12 protein-coding genes are annotated in these 11,154 nt (G+C 72.2%); all 12 read right to left on the bottom strand.

What is annotated here, in order from left to right; genetic code table 11:
• Nucleotides 1–223: 223 nt before the first annotated feature.
• On the bottom strand, nucleotides 224–1,900 hold the full coding sequence (locus tag ACIQMV_RS15995) for a phytoene desaturase family protein (RefSeq protein WP_402593226.1): 1,677 nt from the start codon (nucleotides 1,898–1,900) through the stop codon (nucleotides 224–226).
• A gap of 34 nt (nucleotides 1,901–1,934) precedes the next feature.
• The gene (locus tag ACIQMV_RS15990; protein WP_402593224.1) at nucleotides 1,935–2,645 is read right to left on the bottom strand and encodes a 2-hydroxychromene-2-carboxylate isomerase; all 711 of its coding nucleotides are present in this window, start codon (nucleotides 2,643–2,645) and stop codon (nucleotides 1,935–1,937) included.
• A 34-nt stretch (nucleotides 2,646–2,679) separates the two neighbouring features.
• A complete protein-coding gene (gene fabG / locus ACIQMV_RS15985; protein ID WP_225079826.1) occupies nucleotides 2,680–3,426 on the bottom strand; it encodes a 3-oxoacyl-[acyl-carrier-protein] reductase in 747 nt (248 codons plus the stop codon).
• Nucleotides 3,427–3,458: 32 nt separating this feature from the next.
• A complete protein-coding gene (locus tag ACIQMV_RS15980; protein WP_401779205.1) occupies nucleotides 3,459–3,944 on the bottom strand; it encodes a 3-hydroxyacyl-ACP dehydratase FabZ family protein in 486 nt (161 codons plus the stop codon).
• Nucleotides 3,941–4,411, bottom strand: a complete 471-nt coding sequence (locus ACIQMV_RS15975; RefSeq protein WP_402593221.1) for a 3-hydroxyacyl-ACP dehydratase FabZ family protein — start codon at nucleotides 4,409–4,411, stop codon at nucleotides 3,941–3,943. Before ACIQMV_RS15975 ends, ACIQMV_RS15980 begins: the two co-directional genes overlap by 4 nt.
• On the bottom strand, nucleotides 4,408–4,671 hold the full coding sequence (locus ACIQMV_RS15970) for an acyl carrier protein (protein ID WP_141356218.1): 264 nt from the start codon (nucleotides 4,669–4,671) through the stop codon (nucleotides 4,408–4,410). Before ACIQMV_RS15970 ends, ACIQMV_RS15975 begins: the two co-directional genes overlap by 4 nt.
• Nucleotides 4,672–4,740: 69 nt before the next feature.
• The gene (locus ACIQMV_RS15965) at nucleotides 4,741–5,844 is read right to left on the bottom strand and encodes a beta-ketoacyl synthase N-terminal-like domain-containing protein (RefSeq protein ID WP_402593220.1); all 1,104 of its coding nucleotides are present in this window, start codon (nucleotides 5,842–5,844) and stop codon (nucleotides 4,741–4,743) included.
• A gap of 27 nt (nucleotides 5,845–5,871) precedes the next feature.
• Nucleotides 5,872–6,912: a thioesterase family protein gene (locus tag ACIQMV_RS15960; RefSeq protein WP_401779212.1), complete on the bottom strand. Its 1,041-nt coding sequence runs from the start codon at nucleotides 6,910–6,912 to the stop codon at nucleotides 5,872–5,874.
• A gap of 21 nt (nucleotides 6,913–6,933) precedes the next feature.
• Nucleotides 6,934–7,782 carry an alpha/beta fold hydrolase gene (locus tag ACIQMV_RS15955; RefSeq protein ID WP_402593217.1) on the bottom strand — a complete coding sequence of 283 codons (849 nt, stop codon included), beginning with the start codon at nucleotides 7,780–7,782 and terminating at the stop codon, nucleotides 6,934–6,936.
• Nucleotides 7,779–8,741 (bottom strand): beta-ketoacyl synthase N-terminal-like domain-containing protein, encoded by a 963-nt coding sequence (locus ACIQMV_RS15950; protein ID WP_402593215.1) that lies wholly within the window; start codon nucleotides 8,739–8,741, stop codon nucleotides 7,779–7,781. Before ACIQMV_RS15950 ends, ACIQMV_RS15955 begins: the two co-directional genes overlap by 4 nt.
• Entirely contained in the window at nucleotides 8,738–9,871 is a 1,134-nt protein-coding gene (locus ACIQMV_RS15945; protein WP_141356207.1) for a beta-ketoacyl synthase, read from the bottom strand. The genes ACIQMV_RS15950 and ACIQMV_RS15945 overlap by 4 nt, the downstream gene beginning before the upstream one ends.
• Nucleotides 9,868–11,124, bottom strand: a complete 1,257-nt coding sequence (locus tag ACIQMV_RS15940) for a beta-ketoacyl-[acyl-carrier-protein] synthase family protein (protein ID WP_402593213.1) — start codon at nucleotides 11,122–11,124, stop codon at nucleotides 9,868–9,870. Before ACIQMV_RS15940 ends, ACIQMV_RS15945 begins: the two co-directional genes overlap by 4 nt.
• Nucleotides 11,125–11,154: the final 30 nt, after the last annotated feature.

Here is an 11,154-nt window from a genome sequence, read left to right as displayed (position 1 = left end):
GACTACTCACTCCCCTTGAATCGGAAAACTGGTGGAGACAGCCCCCGCGGGCCACACCGATCGGGCGCATCCGGGCCGGGCGGGCGAGCAGATCTCGCCCCGCGCTTGGGACGTTACCGCGCGCCCGGCGCACGGGAACGGCCTTATAAGAAGCCTCGATAAACCATCGCCGCTGGTCGCCCGAGCAATTACTGGAAAAGGCGCCGGGCCGGGAACTCCGGGGTCAGCCGGGGTGGGTGCCGCGGCGGGCCCGGCCGCCGCACAGGCGCAGCGGGTCCCAGTCCGCACCGCGCGCGGGAAGCCGCCGCGGGTCTCCCAGCACCCTGCCCGCGTGCACCTCCGGCAGCAGCGGGCGGCCGAGGATCTGCCCGGCGCAGGAGATACCGCTGACGGCGGCACCGGTGATCCCGCTGCCGTATCGGGTGCTCTGCCCCACCACGTACAGGCCGGCCACACTGGTCCGGGTGTCCGGCCTGGCGCCCGTGCCGCCCCAGCGGGCCAGCCCGAACGGCGATCCGCCGGTCGACCGGGTGTAGCGGCGCTGCGTGGCCGGCGTGGCCAGCTCCAGGTGGGTCACGTACCGGCGGAAGGGGCCGAGCGCGCGTTCCGCGGTGGCCAGCATCGCCTCGGTGACCCGCTCCTTCTCCGCCCGGTAGACCGGGTCGCGGCGGTACGGCCCGCCGCTCTCGGATGCCGCCGCCGCGCCCCACGCCTCCAGGGACCGCGGGCACAGGGCCATCACCTGGAAGTTGGCGTGGCCGGGCGGCCGGATGGCCGCGGTGTGCGGGTCCTTGCGGGAGGCGAACGAGATGAACACCGACGGCGGCGCGTCGAACCGCCCCTCGGCCAGCCCGCGGAACGCCTCCTCGACGTCGGCGTTCCCGTGCCACCACAGGTTCGCCCCGGTCCTGCCCGGCAGTTCCCGGTCGAGCCCCACGTAGAGCACCACCAGGGGGAAGCCCATCACCGCGCTCCGGGCCCGCTTCCCGATCGACGCCGGGAAGTGCTCCTCGCCGACGAGCTCCCGGACGGTGCGCACATAGTCGGCGTTGGACACCACGACCGGCGCGCGCAGCTCCCGCCCGCAGTCCAGCACGACACCGCACGCCCGGCCCTGCTCGACCAGCACCCGATCCACCCGGTGCCCGGTCCTGACCGTGCCGCCGTGACCGGTGATCGCCTCGGTCAGCGACGCCGCCGGCAGCTGACCGCCGCCGACCGGATAGGCGGCGCCCCGCAGATAGTGGTCGGTCACGCTCGCGTGCATGCCGACCGTGGCCTCCTCCGGGCCGATCCCGTAGTTGAGCGCCTGGGCGGCCAGCACCGTGCGCGCGGCGGCGGACAGGCCGCAGTGCTCGAACAGTTCGTGCAGCGAGCGGCGGCCCCAGGCCACCGCGGTGGGGGTACGGCGCAGCACCTCGGCCGGGCCCGCGCCGACCGCGGACAGCAGGGTCCAGCGCATCTCCGCGCCGACCGCCGAGCACACCGTCACGAACTCCCGCAGGCCGTCCTTGTCCGCCGGCAGTACCTCGACGAGCCGGTCGAGGTAGCGGTCCCAGCCGACGGGTACGGACATCCGCAGCCCGGGCAGGACGATCTCGTCGAATCCGTCCGGGTCCATCTCCCGGAAGGCGACACGGTCGCCGAGCCCCAGTCCCCGCAGGATCGACGGCAGTACGCCGTCGGGCCCGCAGTCGCCGATGTAGTGCACTCCGGCGTCGAACTCGTAGGCCGAACGGCGCCGGAAGACATGGCTGTTGCCGCCCAGCACCCCGGCCTGTTCGAGCACCAGCACCCGATGGCCGGCCACCGCCAGGTAGGCGGCGCAGGTCAGACCGCCCATGCCGCTGCCGACCACGATCGCGTCCCAGTCGCCCGCGAGCCGGTGCTCGTCGCTCATCGCGCCCCCTCGGGATCGTCTCGGTGGAGGCGGCTCAACCGCAGCCGCCGGCGTGACCGGCGTCCGCGCCCGCCACCGCCATCTCCGGCAGCGCTGCCGCCTCCGCGTCCGGCACGGCGACGGAGGCGCGCGGGACACCGCGCAGCGCGGCGACGAACCCGGCCACCCGGTCGACGCCCCAGAACTTCTCGTGGCCGTGGACGAAGAACGGCACGCCGAACAGGCCGTCCTTCACCGAGGCGGCCAGGATCTCCACGCCCCGGGCGCGCAGGTCCGGGTCGTCGGCCGCGCCGGCGGCCCGGTCCGCGTCCAGTCCGAGTTCACCGGCGATCGAGCCGATCACGGCGGGGTCGGAGATGTCCTTCGCCTCCTGCCAGCGGGCGCGGTAGACCCGGTCGACGAACTCCCTGCCCTTCCCGGCGTCCTCGGCCACCAGATAGGCCAGGTGCGCGACCTCCCAGACCGGTTCCCGGTCGATCGGCCAGGTGACGTCGAGCCCGCGGTCCTCGGCCAGCCGCCGGGCGTCCTGGAGGATGTAGAAGTTCTTCTCCCGCGCCATCGGTACCAGCGGCAGCTCGACCCCGGCCTGCGCGAGCTGTTCCTCGCTGCGGGCGTCCGGCTCCCAGAACGGGATCCACCGCACGCTGTCCAGGACGTTGGGGTGGTGCTTCTTCAGGTCGTGGTGGGCGAACCAGGAGTAGGGGCTGCGCAGGGAGAAGTACCAGCGGGGCGGCTTCTTGGCCATGGCGGCGTCCTTCGGTGGGGAGTCGGGGTGGGGCTCAGATGGTGATGCCGCCGTCGACCTGGAAGACGGAGCCGGTGATGTAGCCGGCGCGCTCGGAGGCCAGGAAGGACACCAGGTCGGCGACCTCGTCGGCACCGCCGAAGCGGTTCAGGGGGATCGAGGCCAGCATCTGCTCGCGGACCTTGTCGCTGAGCACCGCGGTCATGTCGGTCTCGATGAATCCGGGGGCGACCACGTTGGACCGGATGCCGTAGCGGCCGACCTCCTTGGCCAGCGACTTGGCGAAGCCGATGATCCCGGCCTTGGTCGCCGCGTAGTTGGACTGGGTGGCGTGGCCGTGGACCCCGGCCACCGAGGAGATCAGCACCAGTGAGCCGGAGCGGCGCTTCATCATCTCGAACACCACCGAGCGGCAGACGTTGTACGTGCCGTCGAGGTTGACCGCGAGCACGTCCTTCCACTGCTGGTCGGTCATCATCAGCAGCGGGTTGTCACGGGTGATGCCCGCGGCGGTGACCGCGACGTCCACCGTGCCCAGGGTCTCCTGGGTCTCGGCCACCCACTCGCGTACCGACTCCGGCGAGGCCACGTCGACCTTCCGGGCCAGCACCCGGACGTCGAGTCCGCCGAGTTCCTTCTCCAGGGCGGTCGCGGCCTCGTCGTTGGACTGGTAGCAGAAGCTGACGTCGTGGCCGTCGGCCGCGAGCCGCTTCACCACGGCCCGGCCGATGCCGCGCGAGCCACCGCTGACCAGCGCGACCGGTTTGGTGTCCGGTGTCATCAGGCGTTCCTCCATGTCGGCTAAAGATCGGCTCAACCGGCGGACGGCAGCAGCCGGCCGGCGGGGCGGAAGGCCATCACCATCCGCTCGACCGACATCACCACCTCGCCGTCGCACGAGGTCTCGCCCTCGAAAATCGCGGTGTCGGACAGGGCGCGGGAGAGCCGGGCCCGATGCAGGAGCACGTCCCCCGGCAGCACCGGCCGGTGGAACACGACCCCGGAGAGACCGCCGAGCAGCATGACCCGGTCGGCCTCCCGCGGGTCGGTCCGCTCGTCGGGGGAGCGCCAGGTCGCCAGGATGCCGGCGGCCTGGCCCCACGACTCGATCAGGAGCGTCTGCGGGTACTCCAGACAGGCGCCGGCCGTGTGCGCGCCGACTCTCCGGTAGCACGGCTCGTTGCGGGTGATCGCCTTGGCCGCGGTGACGCTCTCACCCGGAACCAGGTCGAGGACCCGGTCCACGAGGAGCATGGGGAACCGGTGCGGAAGCAGGCGTTCGACCTGGACGGTGTTCATACGCCGACCTCACCGGACAGCCGCAGCCGCACCGACGCGGCATCGCCCCGCTCGGTGCGCGCCGTGGCCCGGCAGCGCACACCGCCCTCGTGATCGCGCAGCTCCAGGTGCACCGTGAGCAGGTCACCGGGATAGACGGCGCCGAGGAAACGCGTGGACTCCACCGCGAGCAGCCGGGGTTCGGACATCCCGGACCGCTCGGCCACCGCGAGCGCGCCGCGCTGGACGCATTCGACGATGCACACGCCGGGGAAGATCGGGAAGTCGGGGTAGTGGCCGGCGAAGACCGGCTCCGTCCGGTCGATCGCGACGGTGGCCACCGCGCTGAGCACGCGGCCGGCCCCTCCGGCCACCCCGGACCGCGCCACCGACGTCACCTCGATCCCGGCGTCCACCGGGGAGGGCCTCGGCGCGAAGGACGCCCGGGCGACCGCCCCGGCGGGCGCCTCCGGCGCGGTGGCGGTCACGCCGACACCGCCAGCTTGCGCTCAAGCAGCGCGCGCGCCTGACTGAAGGTGCGGGCCGTCCGCATCTCCTGCTCGGTGAACTTGACCTGGTACTTCTTCTCCAGCACCACGACCAGTTCCAGCAGGAGCAGCGAGTCGACCTGCAACTCCTCCACGAAGTCGGTGGCCTCCTCGATCTCGGTGGCGTCGACGTCGATCACATCGGCCAGGGTCCGCCGCAGTTCTTCCTTGTCCAGCTTCTCGAAGGGCTGTGCCGCCATGACTACCGCTCTCCTCCGCTCGATTGGTTTCCGGGTACGGCCCGGTCGTCTCCGGGTACGGCCGGGTGCTCAGCGCAGCCGCAGCAGGGCGCAGCCGGTCCCGCCGTCGCGTTCCACCGCGGTGACCACCGCCACCCGCCCGGCGACGTCGGGCGTCCGCTCGGCGACCGCGAGCACGGAGGCGATCTGCAGACTCACCGACGCCGCCGAGGCGTCCCCGAACAGCTCGGTGTTCCGCACCCGTTCGAGTGCCGCGGTGCCGAACACCTCGGCCAGCACACCCCGTTCCCGATCGCCGAGCACGTCGCCGGCGCCGCACGGGACGGCCGCCCACACCTGCGACGGGTCGACCCCGGCGCGGTCCATGGCGCGGCGCAGACAGGAGCCGAGCACCATTGGCAGCCGGCCTTCGGCGAACACACCGCTCTCCACGGCCAGCACCTCGGCCAGCACATGTTCGGCGGCGACGGACTCCTCGGGTTCCAGCAGCAGCATGCCGGCGCCTTCGCCGAGCAGCGCCGGCTTCTCCTCGTCGCCCCTGGTGTGCCACTCCAGCCAGGCCCGCTCGTTGGAGTACTCCTCGGCGGAGCCGCACAGCACCGCCTCGGCCCGGCCCGCGCCGAGCAGTCTGCGCGCGTAGTTCAGCGCGAGCAGCCCGGCCAGCCGGCCTCCGGCGATGGTGGCGTTCGGGCCCTTGATCCGGTGCCGGATCGCACACTGGCCGGCCGCGCAGTTCATCACCGTGTTGGGCATCTGCGCCGGGTCGACGAAGTACGGCTGCTCACCGGTCAGCGAGTCCCGGGTGAAGTCCATCATGCTCTGCGCGCTGCCGGTGGTGGTGCCGAGCACGACGGCCCCGCGGTCGCCGGTGGCGACCTCGCGGTTGCGCTCGGCGTCGTCGAGCAGCGCGCCCACGGCGCTGACCGCGAGTCCCGTCACCCGGTCCATCGACCGGGTGCCCTTGCGGCCCAGTGCCGCGCGCGGACTGAACCCGGGCACCAGCCTGGCCCGCTCGTCGGGCACCTGCCACTGCTCGCGGTCGATCCGGACGGCGGTCTCACCGCCCTCGTGCATCCCCTCGACGAACGCCGCACGCCCCATCCCGAACGGGGACACGGCCGACCAGGCGGTGATCACCGGTCTGCGGGCGGCGCCCATGGTGTCGCTGCTCATGGCAACAGCTCCTTTTGACAGGTCCGGTCAGCCGGCGGCGGGGGTCTTGCCGCCGAGCGCGGCCAGCACCTCGTCGTCGAAGGTGACCAGGGACCAGTCGCGCTCCGGCGACTCCTTGGTGACGTAGCCGTGCGTGATGTGTCCGGTGGCGACCCGCACCAGCGCGCCGTCACGCACCACGTAGCAGTCCATCCGGGCGGTGAACAGGACGGCCTTGAAGACGTCCTCGACGGTGAAGACGGTGTACAGCTCGTCCTCGATCCGCACCTCGTCGGTGAGTTCGATGTCGCACTTGGTCACCACCGGGATCCAGTTGCGCTCGTCCAGCAGGCGCTGGATGGCGATGCCCCGGTCGGCGACGAACAGGTGCAGCACCTCCTCCATCTGCCGCAGGAAGCCGGACATCTGCATGTGACTGGTGAAGTGGCAGTAGAAGTAGGGCACTCGCCACTTCCAGCCGAAGGCGTTGTCGTCGCCGATGATCTCGGCCAGCACCGGGTCGCCGGAGCGCGTGGTGACGCCGCGCTGCGCGGACAGGTCGATGTTGTCCACCGGGACGGCGGTGAGTTCCCTCGGCGTCGCCCGGCCCAGCCGCGGCACCACGAAGCGGGTCAGGCGCTCGGGCAGCGGCCTGGGGTCCGGCACATGCTCGATGGCCCGAAGGGCGACCTCGAACTTGCTGGTCACCGCCTTGCGCGGCGCCCCGTCCCGCTCCACGGTCCCGGTGACCGCGAAACGCAGCCGGGTGTCGGAGTCCTTGGTGACCGGCTTGACCTCGACGTCGACCGTGTCGTCCAGGGTGAGCACCGTGTGCAGCCGGGTGTTCACGGAGACGACGTCGAAGCCGGCACCGTACTCGACGTAGAGGGTCGTGGCGCCCAGACCAGCGGCGCGGAAGTGCTCGAGCACGGCGGCCTCGAGCAGGTAGTGGACGTGCTTGAAACCGATGGTCGTGCTGATGTTGCCGCCCTCGTAGGACGGCCGCAGCGAGAAGTGGCCGGCGGCGTCGAAGAAGTCGTTCAACGTCTGCTCGGTCGGCTCGGGAACGCTGCTGATGGGGGACGTCATGCTGCTCAGGCTCCTTGTCTGTCAAGCGGGTTGGTCGACGACCGCGGGCACGGGACGGCCGATCGAGTCGACGAACTCACCGAGGGCGGCGGAGAAGGCGTCCACCTGTTCCACCATCGGGAAGTGGCCGGCCCCGGGGAGGAACCGGCAGCGTGCGTCGGGGAGATCGGCGGCCAGCGCCGTGCTCTCGGCGGGTACGGCGGTGAAGTCCTCCTCCCCGCCGATCACCAGCGAGGGCACCGTGACCAGGTCGGTGCGCAGCCAGGGCGTGCGCAGATAGCTGCGGAAGAAGCTCAGGTAGCCGTACGGGCCGACCCGTTCGCAGACCCGCTGCGCCATGTCGCGGCGCAGCGCGGGGTCGAGCCGGGGCCCGGCCATCACCCGGATGCCCTCTTCCATGGTGCGGCGGAAGTTCTCCAGCATGTCGCCGACGACGCCGTACTCGAAGCTCTCCGGATCGCGGCGGTAGAACGGCGACACGAGCACCAGGCCCTCGATGCCGTGGCGTGCGAACGGGTCACCGCCCCGGGCGAGTTCCTCGCCGAGCAGGTCCAGCAGCAGCACGGTGGAGAAGGAGTGGGCCACCACGACGCCGGCGCCGCCGGGGACCTGTCCGAGCGCGTCCGCGACCGCCCGGGAGGCGTCCTGACCGTAGGCCCAGGCCGGTGACTGCCCGCCGCCCCAGGGCAGTTCGGCGGCCCACAGATCCAGGCCGCCGGCCTCGCTCCCGGCCAACTCGTCCCACACGGAGGAGCTGTTGGCCAGTCCGTGCAGCAGGAGGGCAGGGGTACCGCCCGTGGGCCGCTTGCGGTGCACCGTGCACGCCGCGTTACCGGGCCGGCCCGGCGCCTGCGGCCGGTCACGGCTCACCGGGCGTCTCCGGGGGCGAGCAGGAGGACTCCGGCCACACCGTCGTTGCCGCGGCCGGCGAGCGCGTAGAGGGGGCCGGGCTCGCCCGCGTCGAACCGGCCGGTGGCGGCGGCGCACTGCACCAGGCCCAGCGCACCGGAGAGCGCGCCCCAGCCGTCGGGCATCCGGTACCGGGGGACCCCGGCGAGCAGCGCCGCGGGCGGTGCGTCGTCGTCGGCGGTCTCCGGCGGGTACCAGCCGGCCGGGGTGCCCGAGCCGAGCGCGGCGAGCCGTCCGACGCACTCCTCGACCCCGCCGGTGCGCACGAAGCCGCCCAGGCGGGCCCTCGGTCGTACGCCGCGCGCCCGCGCGGTCTCGGCACGCTCCAGGACCACCGCGACGGCCCCGTCCACGATCCGGTCCGCGCCGACCAGCTTGCGCACCACCTCGTTGTCCGGTTCGACCCCGACGACCAGCACGTGCTCGGCCCGTCCGGACCGCAGCAGGCCCGCGGCCCAGCGCAGGGCGTCGAGACCCGAGGCGTCGCCGTTGCAGACGGTCAGGTTCGGGCCGCCCAGCTTGAACCGGATCGCGATCTCGGAGGCGACGATGTTGCTGGAGGCGTTGGGGCTGTCCATCGGGCTCGTGCCCCGGGTCGTCTCGGCCGCGATGGTCGTGACCACCCGGCAGACGGTGTCCGCGTTCCCGTAGTTGGACGCCACCACGACACCGACACCGCCGCCCTCGACCAGCGGGCCGTCCGCGTCCCGCAGTCCGGCGTCGCACAGTCCGGCGAAGGCCGCGCACAGACCGAGCCGGGTGGCGCGGTCCTTGTACTTCAGGCCTTTCTTGCCAAGCTGGGCGGCCGGGTCCACCGGCTCCGCGGGGAAGCCCGGTCCGGTCGCCAGGTCCTCGGTACCGGCCACTCCGGGCAGGGCAGGACCCACACCGCTGACCACGATCCGCGGGAACTCGTTCATCGGGCCGCCTCCACGATGGCCACCGCGTTCAGTCCGCCGAAGCCGAAGCCGTTGACCTGCGCCACATCGACGCGACCGGTGGCCTCGGTGGTGTGCACCAGCCGCAACGCGCTCACGTCCTCGGTGGGTTCGTCGAGTTCGGTCACCGGCGGGATCCGCCCGGTCGACATGGCCCGCAGGGCCGTGATGAGGCTCAGCACCCCGGCCGAGCCGGCGGTGTGCCCGGTCATCGACTTGACGGCGGTCACCAGCGGCACGCGCTCGTGCTCGCCGAAGACCTCGCGCAGGGCCCGTACCTCCACCTCGTCGTTGAGCGGGGTACCGGTGCCGTGCAGCATGACCAGGTCCACGTTCTCCGGTTTCACCCCGGCCCGTTGGTGCGCCTGCCTGATCGCGGCGGCGACCCCGGCCTGGAGGGGCGCGGTGGTGTGGTGGGCGTCGCAGTTCACGCCGACCGAGCGCACCCTGCCGTGGATCCGGCGGTGGTCCGGCTCGCGGGCCAGCACGATCGCGCCGGCTCCCTCGCCGAGGATGGTGCCCTTGCGGTCGACGTCGAAGGGTCTGAGCCGGCCGGGCGGCTCCAGCTGGAAGGCGTCGGTCAGCCCGAACATGCTCTCCGTGATCGAGTCGGTGCCGGCCACGATCACGTGCTCCACCGCGCCGGTCTCCAGCTGGTCGACGGCGAGTGCCAGCGCGTACAGCGAGGCGGAGCAGGCGTTGGAGAAGGTGTGTGTGTCGACCGCGCCGAAACGTTCCCGAAGGGCGGTGCCGAAGTGCATCCGCTCCGCCGCGAACGCGGCGCCGTCGCGCCACCACAGCTCCAGCGACCGCAGTTCCCGCAGTCCGGTGCCGACCAGGATCGGCACCTCGCGGAGGTCCTCACCGAGGCCGGCGTCACGGGCCGCCTGGCCCACCGCGTCGAGCAGGAACCCGGTCGCCCGGCCCGGCACGTCCACGCCCGGCGCGGGCCGGTCGTCGATCTCGAAGAGATGGCCCGCCTTGAACTTCGACCGGTCGAAGCCGCGCAGCGGAGCCAGCCCGCTCCGTCCGGCGCACAGGCTCTCGAACAGCTCGGACGGGTCGCGGCCGATGCTCGCGACCGCGCCGATTCCGACGACGGGCCGGCTCATGAGGCCTGCTCCTCGTACTTGGCGAGGATCACCACGGCGTTGTTGCCGCCGAAGGCCATCCCGTTGTTCTGCACGATCCTCAGCTCGGCGTCGACGGCATGGTTGGGCACGCAGTCGACCTCGCATTCGGGGTCGGTCTCCCGGTGGTTGATGGTGGGCGGGATGAACCCGCCCTCGACGGCCAGGGCGCAGGCGATCGCGGCGAGCGCGCTGGCGGCGCCCATGGTGTGGCCGAGCATCGACTTCAGCGAGACGGTGCGCGGCGGCGCCTCGCCGTAGACGTCGCGGACCGCGCGGGTCTCGGTGACGTCGTTCGCCTTGGTGCCGGTTCCGTGCGCGGAGATCAGATCGACCTCGGACGGCTTCACCCCGGCGTTGTTCAGGGCCAGTTCCATGCACCGGGCGATGCTGCCCTGGTTGGGCGCGACCGGGTGGTCGGCATCGCAGTTCAGCCCGTACCCCAGGACCTCGGCGTGGATGGTGGCACCGCGGCGCTGTGCCGACTCCAGGGACTCCAGGACCAGTACGCCGGCGCCCTCACCGGTCAGGATGCCCTTGCGGTCCTTGTCGAACGGCCGGCAGCAGTCCGGAGCGATCGTGCCCAGCCGGTAGAAGCCGGCGAAGGTCTTGCGGCACATCGCGTCCGCGCCGCCGCACAGCGCGAACTCGACCTCGCCGGTACGCACCGCGTCGAAGCCGTAGCCGATGGCGTAGTTGCCCGCGGCGCAGGCGGTGGGAATGGTGACCGCCTCGACGTCCTCCAGGCCCAGTTCGTGCGCGACGGCCGTGGCCAGCCGGCTCGCCGGGACCCGTCGGACCACCTTCGGGTCCATCTTCTCGGGTCCGTGCTCGATCTCGGTCTCGACCAGGCGGTCGAGGTCGTGCGACTCCCCGTCGGTGGACCCGATGGAGATCAGGCCGCGCTGTCCACGCAGGACGTCCTCGCTCAGTCCGGCGTGGGCCACGGCCATCCGGGCCGCGGCCACCGAGAAGCGGGTGGCGGGGCCGAGTTCGTCGACGTCCAGGGTGCGGATCCACTGGCGTGGCTCGAAGCCGACCAGTTCGCAGCCGTTGGCGTGGGCGAAACCCTCGGTCGCGAACCTGGTGATCGGCTTGGCGCCGCTGAGCCCGGCCCGCAGCCCCTCGGCGAACTCGACCGCGCCCACACCGATGCTCGAGAAGACTCCGAAGCCGGTCAGGACCACGCGATGCGCTGGTGGTGCCGACCCGTTGCTGGTTGCAGTTGCACGCATGGTCTCTCCGTCCGGTTTCGATCGGCGGTG

It is taken from the genome of Streptomyces sp. NPDC091412 (assembly GCF_044756885.1).
Classification (GTDB): Bacteria; Actinomycetota; Actinomycetes; order Streptomycetales; family Streptomycetaceae; genus Streptomyces.
The sequence above is the reverse complement of the archived record's forward strand: the minus strand, read 5'-3'. Positions and strand labels throughout refer to the sequence as shown.

Coding starts and splice junctions, on each gene's coding strand:
- ACIQMV_RS15980 (WP_401779205.1), bottom strand. CDS start 3,944: ATGAACACCGTCCAGGTCGAACGCCTGCTTCCGCACCGGTTCCCCATG.
- ACIQMV_RS15990 (WP_402593224.1), bottom strand. CDS start 2,645: ATGGCCAAGAAGCCGCCCCGCTGGTACTTCTCCCTGCGCAGCCCCTAC.
- ACIQMV_RS15960 (WP_401779212.1), bottom strand. CDS start 6,912: ATGACGTCCCCCATCAGCAGCGTTCCCGAGCCGACCGAGCAGACGTTG.
- ACIQMV_RS15965 (WP_402593220.1), bottom strand. CDS start 5,844: ATGAGCAGCGACACCATGGGCGCCGCCCGCAGACCGGTGATCACCGCC.
- fabG (WP_225079826.1), bottom strand. CDS start 3,426: ATGACACCGGACACCAAACCGGTCGCGCTGGTCAGCGGTGGCTCGCGC.
- ACIQMV_RS15950 (WP_402593215.1), bottom strand. CDS start 8,741: ATGAACGAGTTCCCGCGGATCGTGGTCAGCGGTGTGGGTCCTGCCCTG.
- ACIQMV_RS15995 (WP_402593226.1), bottom strand. CDS start 1,900: ATGAGCGACGAGCACCGGCTCGCGGGCGACTGGGACGCGATCGTGGTC.
- ACIQMV_RS15945 (WP_141356207.1), bottom strand. CDS start 9,871: ATGAGCCGGCCCGTCGTCGGAATCGGCGCGGTCGCGAGCATCGGCCGC.
- ACIQMV_RS15970 (WP_141356218.1), bottom strand. CDS start 4,671: ATGGCGGCACAGCCCTTCGAGAAGCTGGACAAGGAAGAACTGCGGCGG.
- ACIQMV_RS15940 (WP_402593213.1), bottom strand. CDS start 11,124: ATGCGTGCAACTGCAACCAGCAACGGGTCGGCACCACCAGCGCATCGC.